The organism is Paracoccus onchidii (genome assembly GCF_028294535.1).
In the GTDB taxonomy this organism is placed as follows: Bacteria; Pseudomonadota; Alphaproteobacteria; order Rhodobacterales; family Rhodobacteraceae; genus Paracoccus; species Paracoccus onchidii.
In genome coordinates this window covers 124,109-146,045 of record NZ_JAQBIE010000007.1, presented here as the reverse complement: position 1 = coordinate 146,045, position 21,937 = coordinate 124,109, and the positions used below count along the sequence as shown (strand labels likewise).

The window sequence follows — 21,937 nt, the reverse complement described above, 5'->3', positions numbered from 1 at the left end:
ACGACACAGGAAGTAATCGGGATTTTAGCTATCGGGTGCCGCGCCCGGGGATCCGCCGTGCAATTCCGGCGTATCAAAGGCCAGCGGCCCGTAGAGAATGATGCCGGGTTGCACCACCTTGGCCTGGGCCATCATCGCGGCCAGTTTCGAAACCGTGGTGCGAACCAGCCGTTGATGGGGATGGCCCACGGCCTCGGCAAACAGCGCCGGCGTATCATCAGACAACCCGTGGGCCTTCAGCCCCTCGGCCAGGCGCGGAAAGCTGCGCTGCCCCATGAATACCACCGTCGTCACCGCCGGATCTGCAAGCGCGGCCCAGTTGACATCATGGGGCAGCTCTCCGGTGACATCGGCTCCGGTTACGAATTGCACCCGCCTCGAGGTCAGGCGACGGGTCAGCGGAATACCAGCCGCCGCCGCCGCCGCGCTGGCAGAGGTGACGCCGGGTATGATCTCGAATGCGATACCGGCCCCGGCCAGGGCGACCAGTTCTTCCTCCAGCCGTCCGAAAATACCCGCATCGCCGGATTTCAGCCGCACCACGCGGCGGCCAGCCTGTGCATGGCTGACCAGCAAGGCATTTACGTGATCCTGCCGCGCCGACGGGCGACCCGCACGCTTGCCGACGGATACCAGTTCCGCCTGCGGTCCCGCATGGTCCAGCACCGGTCCCGATGCCAGATCGTCAAACAGCACGACATCCGCCTGGGCAAGCCGGCGCGCCGCCTTCAGTGTCAGCAATTCCGGATCACCCGGCCCGGCCGAAACGAGGGATACGAAGCCTTTGGGCGAAGAAGGTTGCGTCACGTCAGTGGCCTATCTGGGCAATTCACATTCCCAGCTATACCACCGGCGGCGATGCTGACAATGCCAAGGCGGGCCTTTGCCGTGATGCTTTCTTTGTAAAGATTGCAACTTTTCCCGCTTTCACGCGTGTAACCCTGAACAAAGAAAGAGGTTCGCATGACGGTAATCTGCTGGTTCAGACGGGTTCTGCGTCTGGATGACCACCCGGCCCTTGTCGCGGCAAGCACCGCAGGCCCCGTCATTCCACTGGTCATTCTTGACCCGCAAGAAGCCCGCGACCATCCGGCCAGCGCGCAGCGCCAGGCCATGTCGTTGCCCCGGCTGCAGGCGTCATTGCATCGCCACCACAGCCGTCTGATCGTTCGGCGCGGCGATCCGTCCAAGGTCATCGCGGACATTCTTGCCGAAACCAGCGCGACCCAGCTGCACAGCACCGAGGGCTTTCCATTTGCCAGCGATCGCGGGCTGCGGACGGTGGTCGAACGGCATGGTGCAAGGCTGATCCTGCACCCTGCGGCCGATCTTGTGGCCCGCGAATCCATCACCACCGGCCAGGGCACGACCTACAAGGTGTTCACGCCATTCTGGAAAGCCTTGCGGGCCAAGGAAATAGCGCCACCCTTGCCCGCGCCCCGCCTGTCTGCACCCGAAACATGGCCAGAAAGCGACGGCGTAGAATGGCCCGAAGCCCGCACGGCGATGGCGCGGGGCTGGGATCCTGTCGCAGACCATATCGAGGCAGGCGAAGACGCGGCCCATGAACGGCTGGATCGGTTTCTGGATGAAAGCGTGGCGCATTATCACCGCCTGCGCGATCTGCCGCACGAGGCCCAAGGCACATCCGGCCTGTCCGATTCCCTCGCCATCGGCGAAATCAGCGCCCGCCGCATCTGGCGCAAGGGCCTCGATGCGCGACTGCGCGAAATTCCGGGAACAGATGATTTCCTGCGTGAAATCGCCTGGCGCGAATTCGCGCGCGATCTGTTTCACGCCATGCCGGAAATGGCGGAAAGCTGCTGGCGACCTGAATGGAATGATTTTCCGTGGCAAGAGGACGGCCCGCAGGCCTGCGCTTGGCGTCAGGGTCGCACGGGCATTGCCATCGTGGATGCCGGCATGCGCGAATTGTTCACGACCGGCAGGATGCACAACCGGGTGCGGATGATTGCGGCCAGCTATCTGACCAAGCACCTGCTGACAGATTGGCGGGTCGGCCTGACATGGTTCAAACAAACCCTGACCGATTGGGATCCGGCGTCGAATGCAATGAACTGGCAATGGGTCGCGGGCTGTGGCCCCGATGCCTCGCCCTATTTCCGGATATTCAACCCGGTGACCCAAGCCGAAAAATTCGACCGGGAAGCCCGGTATCGCGACCATTGGTTAAAGTCCGACAGCATGGCGGCGCAGGCATTTCGCGACGCCGCCCCCCGCAGCTGGAAAATTGACCTTGCTCGCGCGGCGTCACCCGAACATTCGCTTGCCAGCGGCCGGTCGCGCGCCATGACCGCTTATCAGCGATTCAAGAACTGACTGCCCCACCGTCCCTGACGCTTCAGATGTCGTCAATGCGCGTCCCCGAAACGCGCAAAGCGCATTCGAACCAGCTGCGCGACAACCGCCAGCCCTCCCAGTGCCGCGACGACGACAATCGCGGGACTGGCCGGTGACAGATTAGCCGCGACCACCCCCAAAAGCGCCCACACCACCGCCAGTGAATAGCTTTGGCAATCCGGGCGGGCTTTCTGCACAACCAGCGTGACAGCACAAACCGCGATCAGGGACAGGACCGCCGCCCAGAACGGCGACATGATGCCATATCCCCCCAGAACGATCCCAAGCGACACGCCACTGGCCGCTGTCAACCAGCCCGCATAGATGCCAATCGGCAATAATTGCCACCACCGATCGCCCGAGCCCGCACGCAACATCGCGACAATCGCCGCGATGGCCATTGCGAGAATCAGAACCGTTGCCGGAACGGGGGCGTTCCCGGCCAAGGGAATCCAGAAAAACCCCATGATCAGGCTTGACAGCAATGGCCATCGCATCGCGGACCAATCATCGTCGGAATGGCGTGCAATCAGCCCAAAGCCCGAACCGGCAACCAGCCAGGCATAGATCACGCCCCAGATCGAAAACGCCCATCCGACCGGTTGCACCGGCGGCTCGTCCTGCGGCACGGGGAACAGTTCGGGCGGATATCCCTGAAACTGCCCGAACAGGAAAGGTGACGCCACAAATGCCAGCGCAGCGATCAGAACCAGCAGCGAAAGAAATCGTGTCATCATGGTCTCCGGGTTCACGTCTGACGCCCACATATTGCAGGCGGAAACGGCAATTGGGCGATCAACGCCCCCGGCAATGAAACGTTCCCTTTGGGCCTGCGGTCACTGCCGCGCCATGCGATACTGAACGACATCCGTGCGCCCGACCGCGAAGGACGCGGCACAGGCCGCCAGATAGAATCGCCATATTCTTATGAATGCGTCATCAAACCCCAGACCAAGGATTTCCGGGCGCCTGCCATCAAAACGCCGCAGCCATTCGCGCAAGGTGCGTGCATAATCGCGGCCGAACCCAAAGGCATCTTGCACAGACAGCCCCACACGCGCCGCCTCGGCCTCGAAGCGCGCAGGCGATGGCAGCATACCGCCGGGAAAGATAAAGCTGCGGATCATGTCGCCGCCCTTGCGATACCGGTCAAAGTATCGGTCTGCCACAGTGATGGTCTGCACAACGGCCCTGCCACGATCAGCCATGACCTGCGCCAGCTTGCCGAAATATGCGGGCCAGTACCGTTCTCCGACGGCTTCGAACATCTCGATGGACACGATATGGTCGAATCGCCCCTGCTCATCGCGGTAATCCTGAATCGCGATCTCGGCCCTGCGGCCCAAGCGTTGGCGGGCAAAATCCGCCTGCGCCTGTGACAAGGTCAGCCCTTTCGTCGCGAAATCACCCCTGTCGGCTGCACGTTCAGCAAATCCGCCCCACCCACAGCCGATTTCCAGCAATCGCCCGGACCTGCGGGCAAGGTTGTCGATGATGCGATCATATTTGCGTTGCTGCGCACCGTTCAGATCATCGCCATCGCCAAACAGCGCCGAAGAATAGGTCATGCTGCGATCCAGCCACAGGGCATAGAACTCATTGCCCAGATCGTAATGTGCAGAGATGTTGCGTTTTGCCCCGGCGCGGGTGTTGCGGTTGAACAGATACAGCGCGCGCATCGCCAAAGCCTGCAGGCGACGGCCATAGATGTATCGGTCCAGAACATCCTCGTTCAACAAGGCAAGCCGCAGCAACGCTTCGAGATCGGACGTATCGCACCATCCGTCGCGATAGGCCTCGGCAAGACCAATATCGCCCTTCGCCGCGATCGCGGGGATGGCCCGCCAGTCATGCAGGACGAAATCCGCATCCGGACCCCGATCCCCGGTTCCGAAAACGCGTATCGCCCCATCCGGTGTCGTCAAAGTCAGCCGCCCGCGTCGAATTGCCGCTACGGTCGACAGAAACTCTTGCGTCAGCCTTCGCTGCAACATGTGTTCCCCTCCTTTCCCGTCATCGCGGTGCATCTGATCATCCGAAACACAGTGCCCCCGGATCCGCGATGCGCCATGACAGTCATGGATGATACACCCGAGACCGGCGACGAATCGAGAAAACTCTTGCCGATACCGTGGATGCACGCAGCCCGGAACGGTGCGGCAGCCTAGGGGCAGTCGAATCCCTGCGCATGCGCGCGGGCCTGATGCAAGTCATCAGGGGTATTGATGTTGAAGAACGGATACCCGGCGCTTTCATCCCAGATCACGAGGGTCGCGCCATGAACGCGCGCCAGATCCCGGACCCGCCTTTGCCCCTGCATCAGGCGGGCCCGCAAGCGCGCCCGGATCGACACGGGCCACAGGCCGAAGGTCGGGTGCTCATTCACCAGACCTTGCCTCGTTCTTGTCGCCGCCAGAGCCAACCCCTCTGGCCCTCTGCCCGTTGCAAGGCGCGCAACAAGATCATCCGGCAGAAAGGGCGTGTCGGCCGCCGCGCTGACGATGGCATCGTGACCCTGCCCGGCCGCCCAGTCCAGACCGGCCAGAATACCCGCAAGCGGGCCGGGACGGTCGGGCAGATCATCCGGCAGGATGGGCAGGCCGAACCGCGCCCAGTGCTGCGGATCGCCATTCGCGCTCAGCAATAGGGGCTGGCATTGCCGGGCAAGGCGGTCGATGACATGGCCGATGATCGGCTTGCCGTTCAGCGCCAGCAGCCCCTTGTCCCCCCCGCCCATGCGCGAGGAACGCCCACCTGCCAGTATGATTGCGGGAAATCTGGTCATTGCCCCAGAATGACGCCTTGTCATCCCGGGCTCAAGCACATGGGCGCGTTGCGGCACCGCGCCTTTCTTGACATATTTAGTCGGAAACCTTAGGCGGACGGCAGAAACCTGCATATGCTGAAAGCGTCATCCACATGCAGGCACTGATACAGGGTCACGAAGATGCGGCATGAATCATCCCCCCTGCTGCCAGCCAGCGCAGCATCCGCGCCACCCAGCTTCAGCCTGGGCCGGGTCGCTTCGGTTGCGCCGATTGGCCGGAACTTTCTGCGGATGCGTATCGAGGCGGACAATCTGTACCGTTTTTCCCAGCAGATCATCCATTTCCGGCTGGTGCTTCAACCTCCGGGCACCCTTGCCCCGCTCTGGCCGACCTTGGATCAGGATGGCCGCACCATCTGGCCCCAAGGCGCGGACGCGCTGCATCGGCCGGCCTATACGGTGCGCATGATCGACGCGGCTGCGGGCTGGATGGATACCGACATCTTCATCCATGACGGAGGCCGTATCTGTGGATTTGCGCAACACGCGAAACCCGGGGATACCGTCGGGCTGAACGGTCCCGGTGGTGGCGGAGTGGCGCATGGGCGACGCCTGCTGATCGGCGGCGATGAAACCGCCTATCCCGCATTGGCGCGCACGATCGAGGCCGCGCCCGACAGCACCCGAGGAAACTGTTACCTGTTCGGAAACAGCAGTGACTATCCTCTGCCCGAACATCCCGGCATCAAAGTGCATGTCGCCCCGCATGGCGAGGTAGAGCTGGCCGCAAGACTGCGCGTCGAAGGCACCGATGCCGACGCGATCTGGCTGGCGACCGAGAAATCGCGTCTGGCACATCTGAAATCAACCATTCTGGACGATCTCGGGTTCGCGAAAGACCGCACCCATCTGGCCGCCTATTGGTCGGCAGCCCGAAATCCCGACTCCATCCCCGACGGAGAAGCAAAATGAACTCTCTTGCCCCAACAATCGAAGCCATCCCGCTATTTTCGCTGATCCGTGATGGTGGCTGGACCATGTGGCTGATTGCGGCATTGTCGGTCGTGACCGTTGCAGTCGTCCTTTGGAAAATCTTTTCCCTGTGGCAACTGGGTGTGTGGGGCGGCAGCCATTCGCGCCGTGCCCTGCAGCTTTGGGCTCAGGGGCAGCGATCTCAGGCATTGGCCGAGGTCAAAGGCCGCCCCTCGGCGCGTGCGCGTGTGGCACAGGCGGCGATCGGCACCACGCTGGATCCGTCCATCGATGAAAAGACCGCCCGCGAAGAAACATCCCGGATCGCGCGGCAAACGCTGTATCGGGCGCGGGAAGGCCTGCGCGCACTGGAGCTGATTGCAACGATCGCACCGCTTCTGGGTCTGCTGGGCACGGTTCTGGGGATGATTTCTGCCTTTCAGGTTCTGCAAGAGGCCGGAAACCGCGCCGATCCATCGGCACTGGCGGGCGGCATCTGGGAAGCATTGCTGACCACCGCTGCCGGCATGACCGTCGCGATTCCTGCGGGGGTCGCGCTGAGCTGGCTTGAATCGGTCGTCGACAAGTTGCAGGCCGACATGGAAGATCTGGCGACCCGTATCTTCGTCAAATCTCCGCCCCCCGAACCCAAGGCCGCGCTGCGCCTCGAGGCGGCGGAATGACACAGGACAGCATCGATCTGGGACCACGCCGACATCCGCGCAGGATGTCCCTGACGCCGATGATCGACGTTGTGTTCCTGTTGTTGATCTTCTTCATGCTGTCGTCGCGTTTCGGAATGGACGCGGTGCTGCCGATCGCGGGTGGCGCGGAAGGGGCGGCCAGCGAATGGCAAGGCGCACCGCGTCTTGTCGACATCACCCCCGATGCGGTTTCGCTGAATGGCACCCAGACCGATCCTGCCGAACTGGTGAACGCGCTGAAGGCGCTGATGCCCGAAGACGGGGGCGCGGTGGTGCTGCGCGCCCGGGAAGACGCCGATCTGCAAAGAATGGTCGAGATCATGGATCACTTGCAGGCCGGTGGATTGTCCAATCTGATCCTGATCGAGTAAGCCGATGCAAATCGACATACCGCCCCGCAAGCCAAAGGCCGAATCGATCATTCCGATGATCAATGTGGTCTTCCTGTTGCTGATCTTCTTCCTGCTGACGGCGCAAATCGCGCCTCGGGAACCTTTCGAGATCACGCCCCCCGAAAGCGAGGCGGAAACCGCAGCGCGGGACAATGGCGTGCTTTACATCTCGGCCGAGGGGCAGCTGGCCTATAACGATGCCCGCGGAGAGGATGTCTGGCCCCTGATCGCCGAACGCGATGTTCCCGAAGCACTGGAAATCCGCGCCGACAGCCAGATGCCAGCACGTCATCTGGCCGCTGTCCTGAAACAGCTGCGCCAGACAACGGATTCCGGCGCGCAACTGGTCGTGAACGGAGGCTGACATGCCGTCAAGACGCGCAATTGAAACCGCCGGGTTCTTTGTGATCGCCGCCGCGCTGCATGTATCCGCAGCGGGGCTGATGCTGCCCGATCAGGTCAAACGCGGCGCCCCCCAGGATGCCCCGCCCGCCGCATTGGCGGCCGGTTCGGCCGATATTCAGGAACTGGTCGCAGAATGGGATGCCCCGCCTGCCGCCGAGACCGAATCCGTCCAACCCGAACAGACGCAGCCGGTGGTCGAAGACATGCCTGACACCCCACCCGCGCCGATGCCTGAACCCGAAACGGTTGCGATGGCCCAGCCCACATCGCTGCCCCAACCCGAAGCTGCGGCGCGCCCCAACCTGCCGCCGCCCCCAGAGGCACCGCCGGTCGAGATCGACAAGGCCGACCTGCCAGAGCTGCGCAACTTCGAACCGCCCGAGATCGAAGTCGAGCCCGCACTGGCACTCAGCGCCTCTGAACGCCCGGCGAAACGCCCCAGCAAACCTGCGCCCAAACGCCAGGTCACCAAAAAAGAGCCGGCAAAGCCGAAACAAGCCCAACCACAGAAACGCAGCACAAAGCAGCAAACCCAACAAGCCGCGGTCCCATCGCGTGCAGGACAGGGTGGCCAGGCCAATGCTTCGCGTTCAGGCGGCGGTGGCGGAGGCGTCAGCGCCCAGCAACGCGCCAGCATCCAGGCCAAATGGCAGGCACAGATCTCGGCCTGCCTGCTGCGCAGCATCGCGCGCACGTCAGGCGGGTCGGGATTGCGCGCGACCCTGAGCATCCGCATGGGGCGCAATGGACGCGTGCAGGCCGCACAGGTCACCGGGTCGTCGGGAAATGCGCGGGTCGATCGCGAAATCGCACGTGGCGCCAAACGTGCCCGCTGCCCAGCCGCGCCCAAGGCGCTGACGCAGGCAAGCTACGCCTTTACCCAGCCGGTGCGGATCCGCTGACCCGATCAGCACTCTCTTGATTTCGCCACCCGATCCCGCCCGCCCGACGACATCCGTCGTGGCGGGCGCTTTCATTCTGGGGGTTTTCATCTGGTATTGCTTTGGTATTATGCACACCAACAGGAGGCCCAGCTTGCCCGCATCCAACCCGCCCAACCACCAATACCGGTCAGACCGGCCGAAATCGCCCGGTCACGAACCAGCATGAGCGATTTGTTCAACCCGGACGCGTTCAATGCGACAGGCGACGGCCCGCTATATATTCAGCTGCACCGCCGGATTGCGCTGGCCATCCAATCGGGTCGTTTGCACCCGGGGGATGCCTTGCCCTCGGAACGGGACATGGCCGCGATGACCGGCCTGTCCCGCGTCACGATTCGCAAGGCCGTCGCGGCGCTGGTGGCGTCAGGGCAGGTGATGCAGCGGCGCGGATCTGGCACATTCGTTGCCCAAAAGGTCGAAAAGATGCATCAGGCGCTGTCCGCCCTGACCTCCTTTACCGAAGATATGGCACAGCACGGGCGCGATGTGGACAGCCGCTGGATCAGCCGTGTGATCGATCGCCCGACCCCAGGCGAAATGTCCGCGCTGGACCTGCGTGACGCCGAACCGGTGGCCCGGCTGACCCGCGTGCGCAGTTCCGGATCGGTTCCCCTTGCAGTCGAATGCGCAACCCTTCCCGCCAATATCTTGCCCGCGCCGGAACAGGTCGGCATGTCGCTTTATGCGGCTTTGCAGAACCTTGGTCTGCGCCCCGTGCGCGCCGTCCAACGTATCGGCGCGGCAAATCTGGACCGCGACGACGCCGAACTGCTTCAGGTCGGCGAAGGCTCGGCCGCCCTGCGAATCGAGCGCCTGGCCTATCTGGCCTCGGGGCGCGCCATCGAATTCACCCAATCCCTGTATCGCGGCGATGCCTTCGATTTTGCCGTGGAACTGAACCTGTCATCAGACATCCAGAGGAACGCCCCATGACCCAAAGCCACATGGCCCGCGAAGTCGCAGAAATACCCGCCGTGGCCGAACGTTTCCTGTCCGGCTCTCGCGATGCCGTTCGTCTTGCGGCCGATGCCTTGCGCCAAAGCGATCCACGGGTGATCGCAACCGTGGCACGCGGATCGTCGGACCATGCGGCAACCTATCTGAAATACGCGATCGAATTGCAGATGGGGGTGCCGGTGGCATCGGTGGGCCCATCTGTCGCATCGATCTATCAGCGACCGCTCAAGTTGCAGGATGGTGCTTGCATTGGCATTTCGCAATCGGGACGCAGCCCCGATCTGGTCGACATGATGAAAACCGCCGGTGCCGGCGGCGCGCTTGCGCTGGCCATCACCAACCATGCCGACAGCCCGCTGGCACAGGCATCGGCACATTGCCTTGCCCTTCATGCGGGCCAGGAACAAAGCGTGGCTGCCACCAAGACCTTTGTGACCTCGGTTCTTGCGGGCCTGTCATTGCTGGCCGAATGGTCGCAGGACGACGCCTTGTGCAAGGCAGTCGCGGATCTGCCCGATGCGTTGTCGCAGGCCGTGGCGCTGGATTGGTCGCCGCTATCATCGCGTCTGGCCCGCGCATCTCAGGCTTTTGTGCTGGGCCGCGGCCCCGGTTTTGCGATTGCCAGTGAAGCCGCCCTGAAATTCAAGGAAACGTCGGGTATTCATGCCGAAGCCTATAGCGCCGCCGAGGTCTTGCATGGCCCCGCCGCGATCGTGCAGGCGAATTTCCCGGTTCTGGCACTGGGCGTCGACGACATGGCCTTGCCACAGCTGACTGCAACGGCCGAACGCCTTGCCGCACAGGGGGCCGATGTGTTCCTGACCGGCGCAGAGGCCAAAGGCGCAACACAACTGCCATCGGTTCCCGACCTGCATCCCCTGGTGGCGCCTTTGGTCATCTCGGCCAGTTTCTATGCCTTTGTCGAATCGCTGGCCCGCCGCCGGGGCTTTGACCCGGACACGCCTCCACATCTGCGCAAAGTTACCGAAACCGTCTAGGGCGTTGCTCGGCGGCGGTGTGCATCAGCGTCGCATACCGCCGAATTGCTCTGGTTCAGGCCGCGGCACCGCGATAGACGAAGCCCATGCAAAAGATCTCGCTTCCCGAACGCGCCGATTGGCGCCAGACCGCCAAGGATGCCGACTTTACCTTTGCCGACATGCACGGAGAACCCTATTGGGATGAAAACTCGGCCTATCGCTTTGATCTGAACCAGATCGAAAACGATATCGAAGACCCCTCGACTGAACTGCATGCCATGTGCCGCGAAGCCGCAGCCCATGTCATCGCCAGCGACGACCTGATGGCCCGGCTTGGCATCCCCGAAGCGCATCGCGATCTGGTGGCAGATAGCTGGAAACGGTCGGAACCCGAAATCTATGGCCGGTTCGATCTGGCCTATGACGGGTCTGGCCCCGCCAAGCTGCTGGAATACAACGCAGATACGCCGACATCCCTATACGAAACAGCCGCGTTCCAATGGCAATGGCTGGAAGACCAGATGGAAGCAGGGGTGCTGGACGCGAGCAGTGACCAGTTCAACGGCATCCACGAAGCCCTGATCGCGCGTTTCAAGGAATTGTTTCCCGCCGGAACCGATCTGCATTTCACCGCAGCAGGTGGCAACCCGGAAGATTACGCCACCGTCGAGGCGATGGGCTGGGCCGCCCGCGAGGCCGGAATGGGCGCGCACTACAGTGACCTGGACAAGATCGGGCTCAGCACAGATGGGCAGTTCCTGGATGCCGATAACCGCGTCATGGAAACGCTGTTCAAGCTGTATCCCTGGGAAGACCTGCTGCAGGACGAATATGCCACCCATATTGCCGGATCAGGCTGCATGTTCCTGGAACCGGCATGGAAAGCGGTCGTCTCGAACAAGGGGTTGTTGCCCGTCCTGTGGCACATGTTCGAAGGCCACCCCAACCTGCTGCCCGCCTTTTTCGCCGATGATGTGGCCGATGCATTGGTGGCGAATGGCCGCCCGGATCGCGCCATAGCCGACAGCTTTGAACGCGCGGCCGCTGATCTGCGGCGCGGCCATGTCGTCAAGCCGATATATTCGCGCGAAGGGGCATCGGTCAGTATCGTCAAGGATGGCAAAGTGGTCGAATCTTCGCCCAAGACCGATTATGATCACCATCCGCGCATCGTGCAGGCCTATCATCCGCTGCCCGACTTCGACGGTTTTCGCCCGGTGATCGGGGCGTGGATCGTTGGCCACAGCTGCGTCGGCATGGGGCTGCGGGAAGACCGGTCACGCATCACCCAAGATCTTTCGCGTTTCAAACCCCATTTCATCGCCGACTGACCGCCGCAAAGGAGCAGACATGAGAAAACGTTCCAGAACCGTCGCCCTGACCATTCTTGGCGCAGCATCCTTTGCCGTTGCCGGTTGCCGCGAGGAACAGGTGGACGCCCAGGCCTTCCCCGATCTGGCCAGTTGCCAGGCCGCTGCGGCCGATGGGGGCCTGTTCACGGCCGCGGATTGCGATCAGGCATTTTCCGAGGCCGAAGCACTGCATGTCGAAGCTGCCCCCCGTTATGAAAGTCTCGAAGTCTGCGAAGAACAGCATGGATCGGGGAATTGCGGCTCGGAACAGGAACAGGTGTCCAATGGTGGCTCGGGCAGCATCTTCATGCCGCTGCTGGCGGGCTATCTGATCGGCAACATGCTGGGCGGCGCGGGTCGCGGGACGGCTGCGGCCCAACCGATGTATCGCAATGCCAGTGGCGGTTTCACCAATGCCGCACGCACCAGCACCTTTTCCAGCAATAGCGGTCGCGGAACCATGGGCGCAAATCAGTTCGCCCGCCCCGCCGCAACCATGGGCAAAGCCCCGATGAGTCGCGCCACAGCGTCGTCGCGGGGTGGCTTTGGCAGCAGCGCGGGCACCCGCGGGATCGGCGGCTGAGGCACCCCATGGAGAGGCGCCCCATTCTGGTCATGGGAATCTGTGGCACCGGAAAATCGACGCTGGCCAGGGCCATCGCCGCCCATCTGCAGGGCAGTTTCATCGAAGGTGATGATTATCACCCCCCCGAAAATGTTGCGCATATGGCTGCGGGTCATCCGTTGACGGACCGGATGCGCGAAGGATGGCTCGACCGTCTGGCCGAGGCGGTGCGCGATGCATCTGCGCCTGCGGTGCTGTCATGTTCGGCGCTGCGCCTTGCCTATCGCCAACGGCTGGAACGCGTCGCCGGGCCGATGCGCATCCTGTTCCTGCATGGCACCCGCGATCTGATCGAACAAAGAATGGCCGCGCGAACCGATCACTTCATGCCGGTCACCCTGATCGACAGTCAACTGGCAACACTCGAGCCGCCTGACCAGGATGGCGAAGGCGCGATCTGGATCGATATCGACGCCGATCCCGACAGCATCACACGCAATGCACTGGCAGCCTTGCGGCAGGTCTCTTTTTCTTGACCCAGCCCCGGTCAAGGGCGCAGCGTTGAAATCATGTTTGGCTTTCGTGACATCGAGATCATCCACGCCGTTGCCCGTCATGGCGGGTTTCGCGCCGCGTCGGACGCGACAGGGCTGGCCCAATCCGCAATTTCACGGCGGGTGCGTCACCTTGAGGACCGGCTGAAAATCGTCATCTTCGAACGCGATGGGCGCGGGGTGCGCCTGACCGCAGCAGGCCGCCGCCTGTGTGACGAAGCCGAGGTTCTGGTCGCCCAACGCGATCGCATTCTTGGCGAACTGACACAGGATGTGATGGCCGGGGTGGTGCGATTGGGCGTGGCGGAAACCGTCACCCACACGGTGTTGCCCCGGCTGTTGACCGATCTGCGCACGCGTCACCCGATGCTGCGCTTTGAAATCTCGATCGACACGTCGGATCAGTTGGGGCAGCTGCTGCAACGCGATGGGCTGGATGTCGCGATCATGATGCGCGATCAGGTCCCGCATGGCGTGAACCTGACGCCGCTTCCTGCGGTAAGTCTGGGCTGGTTCGTATCGCCCGCGCATTTCGACCTGCCCGAGCCAGCCGATATTGACGATCTTGCGGCTCTGCCCATCGTGTCGTTTCCCAAGGCAACCTTGCCCCATCGCCGCGTCGCCGACCTGTTGTCACCCGCCCGCCGGCAAGCGGCTGCAATACATGGCTCGGCCTCGTTGGCGACGGTGCTTCATCTGGTGTCCCAAGGCTTTGGCATCGGCACGATTCCCCACGATATCGTTGCCGCCTGGCCCCATGCCGGATTGCATGAAATCACTGTCCAACCGCGCGCCATGCTGCCCGACCTTGAATTCGCAATCTGCTACATGCCTGAACGAAACGAAAAGATCGGGCGTGAGATCACTCAGGCTGCGCTGGCGGTCACTGCCGATTGATGCTGAAATTAGATCAGTATTGGGAAAAACTGAACTATTGATTGAATATGTCACTTTGGTGAATCCTTAACGCGAAACCGGAGGATCTGTCAGTGTCAGGACAATCGCAGCAATTTGACGATACGCGGGCCTTGCGCGCGGCGATCAGGGCCGGAACATTCGCCGGCCCGACCTCGGGCCAGGGCGGACAGGCGCTGCAGGCAAATCTGGTCATTCTGCGGGGGACCGATGCTGCGGATTTTCTTCGTTTCTGCCAGGCAAACCCCCGGCCCTGCCCGTTGCTGGCCGTAGGAGAACCGGGCAATCCCTCATTGCCGACGCTTGGGCAGGATATCGACCTGCGCCACGACCTGCCGCGCTATCGGGTGTGGAACAAGGGTGATCTGGTTGATGAACCGGCCGATATTGCCGCCCATTGGTGCGACGACATGGTGTCCTTTGCCATCGGTTGTTCATTCAGCTTCGAAGATGCCCTGACACAGGCAGGCATCCCCGTGCGCCACCAACAGATCGGGCGCAATGTCCCGATGTATCGCACCAACCTGCAAACCCGCGCCGCGGGGCGCTTTTCCGGCCCTGTGGTCGTCAGCATGCGCCCCATGCACCCTGCCGACGCGATCGAGGCCGTCCGAATCTGCGACCGCTTTTCGCTGGCGCATGGCGCGCCGGTGCATCTGGGCGACCCCGCGCAGATCGGCATCGTCGATATCATGCGCCCGGATTACGGCGATGCCCCCGATATTCGCGACGGCGAGATTCCCGTATTCTGGGCCTGCGGGGTCACGCCGCAGGCGGCCATTGCGGCCGCACGGCCCGACATCGCGATCACTCATGCGCCGGGACATATGCTGGTCACCGATATTCCCGCGTCACGCGCCGAACGAATGCTGACCGGCGTCAACAACCAAGAACCGATAACACCAACAGGAGAGATATCATGAAACGCACCGTCCTTGCCCTGCTGGCCGGAACCGCGCTTGGCGGCACATCCGCCATGGCCGAAGAACTGGCCGTTGTCGGCAGCTGGAGCAGCCTGCCCCTGTATCAGGATTTCGAAACCCCGTTCTGGACCGAAAAGCTGCCCGAGATGACCGGCGGCGAATTCACCGCACAGCTGACCAGCTTTGACCAGATGGGCATCGCGGGATCGGATGTGTACCGGATGCTGGGCGATGGCGTGTTCGATGTCGGCTCGACCGTGGCGGATTACACCGTTGGCGACGCGCCCGAACTTGAAGGGCTGGACGTGCCGCTGGTCGCCACCACGCCGGCAGAAGCCAAGGCCATGGTCGAAGCCGCCCGCCCGATGGTCGATGATATCATGCGCGACCGTTTCAGCGCCGAAGTTCTGGGCATCGCCCCCTATCCGCCGCAGGTCGTCTTTTGCAAGGGCGAGATCACATCGCTTGCCGATCTGGAGGGCAAGAAGGTCCGCGGCTCGGGCCGCATGACCACGAAATTCCTCGAAGCCCTTGGCGCCGAGGGCATCAACATCGCCTTCTCCGAAGTTCCCGGATCGCTGGAACGCGGCGTCATCGACTGTGCCGTGACCGGGGCCGGCTCGGGATATTCGGCAGGGTGGTGGGAAGTGTCCGACCATCTGATGACGCTGCCTCTGGGCGGCTGGGATTCGGTCGTGATCGCCATGAATGCCGATCGCTTCGACGGCCTGTCCGCCCAGCAACAGGAGATGTTGAAATCCGCCGTTGCCGAAGGTCTTGAAGGCCCTGCATGGGCTGCTGCCGAAGGCGGTCTGACCGATGATATCGCCTGCCTGACCGGCAATGGCGAATGCCCGTCGGGCGACGCAGCCTCGATGGTTCTGGTCGAAGCCTCCGAAGCCGATACCGAAACCGCCCGCGGCATCCTGGCGCAAGAGGTCCTGCCCGAATGGGCCGAACGCGCGGGCGAGGAATGGGCCGCCCGTTGGAACGACAGCGTTGGTCAGGCCGTCGGCCTGAGCATCGGTCAATAAGGTCAACTGAAAAAGGCCACCGCCATGATACAGAACCTTCAAGGCGCGGTCACACGCGCCAACCGAGCCGTCGCCCTGATCCTTGGGGTGGCGCTGGTGCTGACCGTCCTGTTCATCCTCAGCGATGTGATCCTGCGCAAGCTGGGCGCGGGTTCGCTAGGGGGATCTGACGAAATCTCGGGTTATGTCATGGCGGCGGTCGCAAGCTGGGGCATGGCCTGCGCCTTGATCGAGCGGGCCCATGTGCGCATCGACGTGATACGCCACAAACTGTCGCGCCCCGGACGCGCCGCAATGGATCTGTTCGCGATGATCGTGACCAATGCGACCGTGATCCTGATCGCCTGGCATTGCTGGCCGGTGCTGCAAAAAACGCTCGAACGCGGATCGCGCGCGAATACGCCGTTGGAAACCCCGCTGTGGATACCGCAGGGAATCTGGTTCTCGGGATGGGTCTGGTTCGCGCTTTGCGCGACGGTGCTGACCTTCGCGGGCATCGCCCATCTTCGCGCAAGACGGCACGAGGCGTTCGAGACAACCCTGGGAATCGGATCGGAGATCGAGGAATGATCTGGAGCGTCGCAATATCGCTGCTGGGGCTGATGGCCCTGTCTATTCCTGTCGGCATCGTGCTGTTCCTGCTGGGGATCGGTGTCGGCGAGATCTATTCCGCCTTTCCGCTGTTGCGCGGGCTGGGACAGGTCGTCTGGTCTTCGTCCAACAGCTCGACGCTGATCGCGATCCCGCTTTTCGTCCTGCTGGGCGAGATTTTGGTGCGCGGCGGCGTTGCCGAACGCACCTATGCCGCGCTGGACAAATGGCTGTCCTGGCTGCCCGGCGGGCTGGTCCATGCCAATATCGCCACCGCGACGATGTTTTCGGCCACATCGGGATCGTCGGTCGCAACCGCCGCGACCGTGGCGACCGTCGCCATGCCACAGGCCGAGCGGTTGAACTATGACCCCCGGCTGTTTTCGGGGGCTATCGCCGCCGGCGGCACGCTGGGGATCCTGATCCCGCCCTCGATCAACCTCATCGTCTATGGCTTTCTGACCGAGACTTCGATCCCGCAACTTTTCTCGGCCGGGCTTCTGCCGGGCTTGCTGATGGCGCTGGCCTTTATCGCCGTTACCGCCCTGATCTGCGCCGTGCGCCCGCATCTGGGCGGCCCATCGCGCAGCTTTGGCTGGACCGATCGTTTGCGCAGCCTTGGACAACTGGTTCCGATCATCCTGCTGTTCGCGGTGGTGATCGGCTCGATCTATGCCGGTTGGGCGACCCCGACCGAATCCGCCGCAATCGGCGTGGTCATGGCGGCCCTTATCGCCGTGACGCTCGGCACGGGCCTGAACGGTGCCGCGATATCGCAAGCCTTGCATGGGACAATCCGAATTTCGGCGATGATCATGCTGGTGGTCGCAGGCGCCTCCTTCCTGAATTTTGCCATGACATCGGCCGGGCTGGGCCGCCAGCTGACCGAGATGATCGAGGGGTCGGGGCTGACCGCTTTCGGCACCCTGATGCTGGTCATTGCGCTGTATCTGGTGCTGGGCTTCTTTATCGAGACCCTGTCGCTGATGGTCGCGACCATCCCCATCGTCGTGCCGATCATGGCGGGGCTTGGCTATGACAAGGTCTGGTTCGGCGTCCTGATGATCGTGCTGATCGAAATGGCGCTGATCACCCCGCCGGTCGGCCTGAACCTGTTCGTCGTGCATGGCGTGCGCAAATCGGGGTCGATGAACGACGTGATCATGGGCGCAATCCCTTATGTCCTGGTGATGATCTGCATGATCGCCGCGCTGATCGCCCTGCCGGGACTGGCGCTGTGGCTGCCGTCGATCCTGTAACCGGCCCGCGTGACCTGAAAGGAAAACCGATGCGATTCTTTGTAAATGACACGGCGCTGGACATTGAGCCCGCGCATCTGATCATTGCCGGCTGGACCGGGCGCGATGCTGCCGCGATCCAGCACCATATCGACGAACTGGCCGCGCTTGGGGTCAAGCCGCCATCCGCGACACCACTGTTCTACCGCGTTGCCGCCGGGCTTCTGACGACCGACAGCGCGATTCAGGTGGTCGGCCCCGCATCATCGGGCGAAGTCGAACCGATGATCGTGCAGGCGGGCGGGCGACGGTGGCTGGGCATGGGATCGGATCACACTGACCGCGCCCTCGAGGCCCATTCGGTCGCCATGTCCAAACAGGTCTGCGCCAAACCCTGTGCCAACCAGCTGTGGGATTGGGATGAAATCGCCGACCGCCTGGAAGACATCACCATGGAAAGCCGGATAGAACAGGATGGCGAATGGGTCCTCTATCAACAGGGCACGCTTGCCTCCATTCGACCTCTGGCCGAACTGATCGATGGCGGCGATCTGGACGCCCTGTCCACACATGGCCCCGTGGCCATGATGTGCGGCACGTTTGGCGCGATCGGCGGTGTGCGCCCTGCCACGCGATTTTCGATGTCGATGACGGATCCGGCAACGGGCCGCCGTATCGAACATCAATACAGCACCGCGCAACTGCCTGAAATCGCATAGGCTGTCGGTTTCCGTCAGGACCGGTTAGATGTGATGCAGCTTTGCGGATACCAATGTGGAAAAGGATCGAAACATGAGCAGTGATGACAGTCTGTCCCCGGGAATATTTCCTGCCGGACCTGACGCATTGCTGGTCCGCTTTGCGCTGACACCCTGCCCCGCAGCCATGGATGCGGCGCAGGTTCTGGCCGCGCGGCTTGACCGGGATCCACCTGCCGGCGTGACCGAAATCGCACCCGCCCTGGTGTCTGTTCTGCTGCGCTTCGATCGCGCAAGAACAAGCCGCTCTGCTTTGGCCGACACGGTTCTGGATCAGGCTCGCGCCATTGCCGCCCAGCCCCCAGCACCACCCGCAGCCGTTCGCCGCTGGACAATTCCCGCCGCTTTTGGCGGCGAGAACGGCCCGCATCTGGACGATATCGCCAACAAGCTGTCGATCACACCAAAGGCAGCCATTGCCCGTATCTGCGGCGATGATCTGCGGGTGCTGTCGATCGGGTTCGCCCCGGGGCAACCTTATATCGGCCTTCTGCCCGAGGAATGGGATTTGCCGCGCCTGACCGACATGACGCCTTCGGTCCCCGCCGGCGCCGTGGTTGTCGCGGTGCGCCAGATCGTGATGTTCGGGGGCGCGTCGGCAACCGGCTGGCGCCAGATCGCCCGCAGCGCGTTTCGCACATTCCTGCCCGACCGCTCGCCGCCGATGCCCTTGCGGCCCGGCGATGCGATCCGCTACGTCGCCGCGCCCGAGTCCGAAATCGACATGCTGGCGCGCAACAGCGATGGTCTTGGCGGCGCCAAGCTGGAGGTGCTGGCGTGACCCAACTCAGAATCGAGCGCGCAGACGGATTGCTGACCATCCAGGATTGCGGGCGGCCCGGCCATTTGGCACAGGGCCTGTCGCGCGGCGGCGCAATGGACAGATGCGCGCTGTTCGAGGCCACGGCCCTGTTGGGCCTGCCCGCACCCGCACCCGCGATCGAGATGGCGGCAGCGGGCGGCAGCTTTTCCGTGACCCAACCCATGCGTGTCGCGCTGACCGGGGCACCGATGCTGGCGACCCTGGATGATGCCCCCCTGCGCTGGCATGCGACACATGTGATCATGCCCGGACAACGCTTGCGCATCGGTGGGGCGCAAAGCGGGATCTATGGTTATCTGACCCCCGCCGGAGGTATCACCAGCCCCGAATGGCTGGGCAGCCGCGCAACACATCTGACCATCGGCATCGGATCGCTGCTGCAATCGGGTCAATCCGTGCCTTGCGGTCCCGACGATGCGGCAGACGCCGCCCCGCGTGTGATTGACCCCTTGCCACGGTTCAACGGCGGCACCGTGCGGATTGCCAAGGGCGCGCAAACCGACCTGTTCGGCGCGGACACGCTGGAACGTTTTCTGGGCACCGATTTCATCCGCGCTGCACGTGGCAATCGTCAAGGCGTGCAGCTTGACGCACAAGACCGTTTCAGCACCGAACATGCCGCCGGGCTGGCCTCGGACGTGATTGGTCCGGGGGATGTGCAGATGACAGGGGATGGCATTCCCTATGTGCTGATGGCTGAATGCCAGACTATCGGCGGATACCCTCGCATCGGATGTGTCATTCCCGCCGATCTGCCGATCATCGCACAGGCGGCCCCCGGCACGACGCTGCGCTTTCAGATGCTTTCGACCACGCAATCGGATGACATCTATCGCAGCGATGCCAGCCTGATTGCCGATGCCGCCGCAAGATGTCGCAACCTGATCCGGGACCCGTCCACGATCCCGGATCTGTTGTCCTATCAATTGATCGGCGGCGTCACCGCCGGAACCGAACTGGAAGAAAGCCAATGCGCGTAGACCTGAACTCAGACATGGGCGAGGGTTTCGGCCCCTGGCGAATGGGCGATGACTCTGCCCTGCTCGATATTGTCACTTCGGCCAATATCGCCTGTGGGTTTCACGCCGGCGATCCTGATGTCATGGCACGCGTGATGCGCCGCGCGGCCGAAACCGGGGTCGGGATCGGCGCGCATCCGGGCTTTGCCGACCTGCAGGGCTTTGGGCGCCGCAGAATGCGGATGTCATCCGAGGAACTGGGCAATATGGTCGCCTATCAACTGGGGGCAGCGCAAGGGATTGCCCGCAGTCTCGGAACCACGGTTCGCCACCTGAAGCTGCATGGGGCGTTGTCAAACATGGCCAGTGAATCCCCTGAAATCGCGCGGGCCTGTTACCGGGCCGCCTTGCGGGTCGACCCCGACCTGACCCTTGTGGTGCTTTCGGCCACGCCGATGCAGACCGTCGCCGAAGAACTGGGGGCGAAATGGGCAGGCGAGATTTTTGCCGACCGCGCCTATAACGACGACGCCACCTTGCTGGATCGCGGCAAGCCCGGCGCGGTTCTGCATGACGCCGCCGAAGTGGGCCGCCGGATGGAGGCGATGATCCGCGCCAAGGCCATCATCACCGCCAGCGGCAAGCACATCCCCTGCAAGATCGACACGATCTGCGTGCATGGTGACAGTGCCGATGCCGTGGCCATGGCCGGTGCCTTGCGCGATCACCTGACATCGGCGGCCATTGCCGTGCAGCGTTTCGATTGATGCCCCGCTCAGCGCTGAGCCAACAGCCAGCCGATGACCGCTTCGACAGGTTCGCCGCCTTTGGCTGAGCGGCGCGACAACAGGTAGAAATCACCCGCCCCGCGCAAGGCGCTGTCATGGACCTGCACCAGCCGGCCCGCCTCGACATCGGCCCTGACCATGAAATGCGCGGCCAGCGCAATCCCCTGCCCTGCCAGCGCCGCATCAATGGCCAGCGAAGTCTGGCTAAGTCGCATGGCCGGCGCGCTCAGCGCGGCATTGCCCAGAACGCGCCGTGCGAATTCGGGCCACAGATCATGGGCGTCATGCAACAGGGTAAAATCCTCGAACTGCCGGGCGGTCAGGGGCAGTTCCCGCCCCTGCACCAGATTGGGCGACGCGACCGCGACCACATCCTGCGCAAACAGCAAATGGGGATCCAGGCTTGCCCCAAAGGGTGGCTGTCCCTGCCGAATCGCCAGATCGATCCCATCCGCATGAAAGCTGGAAATCGCTTCTGTCGCCAGGATCCGCATTTCGATATCCGGGTGTTCACGGGTGAATTTGGGCAAGGCCGGGATCAGCCATTTCGACGCCAATGTCGGTGTGACGCTTATAGTGACCACCGCCCTGCGTGGCCGCAACTCATCGGTGGCCGATACCAGAATGTCGAAGGCCCGGCTGACCTGTTGATGATAGCGCCGCCCCACGGCGGTAAAGGCCAGCCCCTTGGAACGGCGCTGGAACAGGCGCATTCCAAGCCGGTCTTCCAATCCCCTGACCTGCTGAGCGATCGCCCCCTGGGTCACGCCAAGCTCTTCGGCTGCGGCACGGAAATTCAGATGCCTGCCCGACATCTCGAATGCCCGCAAGGCGTTCAACGGCGGTAGTCCGGTCGTTTTTGTCAATAGATTTCCTACTGTCAGGTTGTAGGGCTTCTCTCTCGCGCCAGTTCACGTCGCGTCCTAAATTTAGCCTAACGTGAAAGAATCGAATT

25 protein-coding genes are annotated in these 21,937 nt (G+C 62.9%); 20 read left to right on the top strand and 5 right to left on the bottom strand.

Translation table 11 applies throughout. The features are described 5' to 3' along the window. Positions 1-24: 24 nt before the first annotated feature. The gene (gene cobA / locus PAF17_RS06705) at positions 25-807 is read right to left on the bottom strand and encodes a uroporphyrinogen-III C-methyltransferase (RefSeq protein ID WP_271888323.1); all 783 of its coding nucleotides are present in this window, start codon (positions 805-807) and stop codon (positions 25-27) included. A gap of 156 nt (positions 808-963) precedes the next feature. Between cobA and PAF17_RS06700 the strand changes: the two genes are divergently transcribed. Then, positions 964-2,340 carry a cryptochrome/photolyase family protein gene (locus tag PAF17_RS06700; RefSeq protein ID WP_271888322.1) on the top strand — a complete coding sequence of 459 codons (1,377 nt, stop codon included), beginning with the start codon at positions 964-966 and terminating at the stop codon, positions 2,338-2,340. A 32-nt stretch (positions 2,341-2,372) separates the two neighbouring features. Here PAF17_RS06700 and PAF17_RS06695 read toward each other — a convergent pair whose 3' ends face one another. The 3 genes from PAF17_RS06695 to mobA form a co-directional block, all read right to left on the bottom strand. Continuing rightward, positions 2,373-3,095 (bottom strand): tryptophan-rich sensory protein, encoded by a 723-nt coding sequence (locus PAF17_RS06695; RefSeq protein WP_271888321.1) that lies wholly within the window; start codon positions 3,093-3,095, stop codon positions 2,373-2,375. A 102-nt stretch (positions 3,096-3,197) separates the two neighbouring features. Next, entirely contained in the window at positions 3,198-4,355 is a 1,158-nt protein-coding gene (locus tag PAF17_RS06690; RefSeq protein WP_271888320.1) for an SAM-dependent methyltransferase, read from the bottom strand. Between the two features lie 170 nt (positions 4,356-4,525). After that, the gene (gene mobA / locus PAF17_RS06685) at positions 4,526-5,146 is read right to left on the bottom strand and encodes a molybdenum cofactor guanylyltransferase MobA (protein ID WP_271888319.1); all 621 of its coding nucleotides are present in this window, start codon (positions 5,144-5,146) and stop codon (positions 4,526-4,528) included. Positions 5,147-5,308: 162 nt separating this feature from the next. Between mobA and PAF17_RS06680 the strand changes: the two genes are divergently transcribed. The 19 genes from PAF17_RS06680 to PAF17_RS06590 all read left to right on the top strand — a co-directional run bounded on the left by PAF17_RS06680 (position 5,309) and on the right by PAF17_RS06590 (position 20,961). Continuing rightward, a complete protein-coding gene (locus tag PAF17_RS06680; protein WP_271888318.1) occupies positions 5,309-6,100 on the top strand; it encodes a siderophore-interacting protein in 792 nt (263 codons plus the stop codon). Then, positions 6,097-6,783: a MotA/TolQ/ExbB proton channel family protein gene (locus PAF17_RS06675; protein ID WP_271888317.1), complete on the top strand. Its 687-nt coding sequence runs from the start codon at positions 6,097-6,099 to the stop codon at positions 6,781-6,783. Before PAF17_RS06680 ends, PAF17_RS06675 begins: the two co-directional genes overlap by 4 nt. Beyond that, positions 6,780-7,175 carry an ExbD/TolR family protein gene (locus tag PAF17_RS06670; RefSeq protein ID WP_271888316.1) on the top strand — a complete coding sequence of 132 codons (396 nt, stop codon included), beginning with the start codon at positions 6,780-6,782 and terminating at the stop codon, positions 7,173-7,175. The genes PAF17_RS06675 and PAF17_RS06670 overlap by 4 nt, the downstream gene beginning before the upstream one ends. 4 nt (positions 7,176-7,179) lie before the next feature. Beyond that, a complete protein-coding gene (locus tag PAF17_RS06665; RefSeq protein ID WP_271888315.1) occupies positions 7,180-7,560 on the top strand; it encodes a biopolymer transporter ExbD in 381 nt (126 codons plus the stop codon). Position 7,561: 1 nt separating this feature from the next. Then, positions 7,562-8,503 (top strand): TonB family protein, encoded by a 942-nt coding sequence (locus PAF17_RS06660; RefSeq protein ID WP_271888314.1) that lies wholly within the window; start codon positions 7,562-7,564, stop codon positions 8,501-8,503. Between the two features lie 204 nt (positions 8,504-8,707). Next, positions 8,708-9,478, top strand: a complete 771-nt coding sequence (locus tag PAF17_RS06655) for a GntR family transcriptional regulator (protein WP_271888313.1) — start codon at positions 8,708-8,710, stop codon at positions 9,476-9,478. Continuing rightward, positions 9,475-10,500, top strand: a complete 1,026-nt coding sequence (locus PAF17_RS06650; RefSeq protein WP_271888312.1) for an SIS domain-containing protein — start codon at positions 9,475-9,477, stop codon at positions 10,498-10,500. The genes PAF17_RS06655 and PAF17_RS06650 overlap by 4 nt, the downstream gene beginning before the upstream one ends. 86 nt (positions 10,501-10,586) lie before the next feature. Continuing rightward, positions 10,587-11,813 carry a glutathionylspermidine synthase family protein gene (locus tag PAF17_RS06645; RefSeq protein ID WP_271888311.1) on the top strand — a complete coding sequence of 409 codons (1,227 nt, stop codon included), beginning with the start codon at positions 10,587-10,589 and terminating at the stop codon, positions 11,811-11,813. A 19-nt stretch (positions 11,814-11,832) separates the two neighbouring features. Continuing rightward, a complete protein-coding gene (locus PAF17_RS06640) occupies positions 11,833-12,417 on the top strand; it encodes a DUF1190 domain-containing protein (RefSeq protein WP_271888310.1) in 585 nt (194 codons plus the stop codon). A gap of 8 nt (positions 12,418-12,425) precedes the next feature. Next, positions 12,426-12,935, top strand: coding sequence for a gluconokinase (locus tag PAF17_RS06635; RefSeq protein ID WP_271888309.1), 510 nt, complete (start codon positions 12,426-12,428; stop codon positions 12,933-12,935). Between the two features lie 33 nt (positions 12,936-12,968). After that, positions 12,969-13,850 (top strand): LysR family transcriptional regulator, encoded by an 882-nt coding sequence (locus tag PAF17_RS06630; protein ID WP_271888308.1) that lies wholly within the window; start codon positions 12,969-12,971, stop codon positions 13,848-13,850. 92 nt (positions 13,851-13,942) lie between these two features. Continuing rightward, a complete protein-coding gene (locus tag PAF17_RS06625; RefSeq protein ID WP_271888307.1) occupies positions 13,943-14,791 on the top strand; it encodes a putative hydro-lyase in 849 nt (282 codons plus the stop codon). Then, on the top strand, positions 14,788-15,825 hold the full coding sequence (locus tag PAF17_RS06620; protein ID WP_271888306.1) for a TRAP transporter substrate-binding protein: 1,038 nt from the start codon (positions 14,788-14,790) through the stop codon (positions 15,823-15,825). Before PAF17_RS06625 ends, PAF17_RS06620 begins: the two co-directional genes overlap by 4 nt. 24 nt (positions 15,826-15,849) lie before the next feature. Then, complete coding sequence (locus tag PAF17_RS06615; protein ID WP_271888305.1) at positions 15,850-16,395, top strand: TRAP transporter small permease subunit; 546 nt, start codon at positions 15,850-15,852, stop codon at positions 16,393-16,395. Beyond that, positions 16,392-17,675 carry a TRAP transporter large permease gene (locus PAF17_RS06610; RefSeq protein ID WP_271888304.1) on the top strand — a complete coding sequence of 428 codons (1,284 nt, stop codon included), beginning with the start codon at positions 16,392-16,394 and terminating at the stop codon, positions 17,673-17,675. The genes PAF17_RS06615 and PAF17_RS06610 overlap by 4 nt, the downstream gene beginning before the upstream one ends. A gap of 29 nt (positions 17,676-17,704) precedes the next feature. Next, positions 17,705-18,373, top strand: coding sequence for a DUF2848 domain-containing protein (locus PAF17_RS06605; RefSeq protein ID WP_271888303.1), 669 nt, complete (start codon positions 17,705-17,707; stop codon positions 18,371-18,373). A 73-nt stretch (positions 18,374-18,446) separates the two neighbouring features. Then, positions 18,447-19,193 carry a 5-oxoprolinase subunit B family protein gene (locus tag PAF17_RS06600; protein WP_271888302.1) on the top strand — a complete coding sequence of 249 codons (747 nt, stop codon included), beginning with the start codon at positions 18,447-18,449 and terminating at the stop codon, positions 19,191-19,193. Then, complete coding sequence (locus tag PAF17_RS06595; protein ID WP_271888301.1) at positions 19,190-20,215, top strand: 5-oxoprolinase subunit C family protein; 1,026 nt, start codon at positions 19,190-19,192, stop codon at positions 20,213-20,215. The genes PAF17_RS06600 and PAF17_RS06595 overlap by 4 nt, the downstream gene beginning before the upstream one ends. Then, the gene (locus PAF17_RS06590) at positions 20,206-20,961 is read left to right on the top strand and encodes a LamB/YcsF family protein (protein WP_271888300.1); all 756 of its coding nucleotides are present in this window, start codon (positions 20,206-20,208) and stop codon (positions 20,959-20,961) included. Before PAF17_RS06595 ends, PAF17_RS06590 begins: the two co-directional genes overlap by 10 nt. 8 nt (positions 20,962-20,969) lie before the next feature. Here PAF17_RS06590 and PAF17_RS06585 read toward each other — a convergent pair whose 3' ends face one another. Further along, positions 20,970-21,848: a LysR substrate-binding domain-containing protein gene (locus PAF17_RS06585; RefSeq protein WP_271888299.1), complete on the bottom strand. Its 879-nt coding sequence runs from the start codon at positions 21,846-21,848 to the stop codon at positions 20,970-20,972. Positions 21,849-21,937 lie beyond the last annotated feature (89 nt).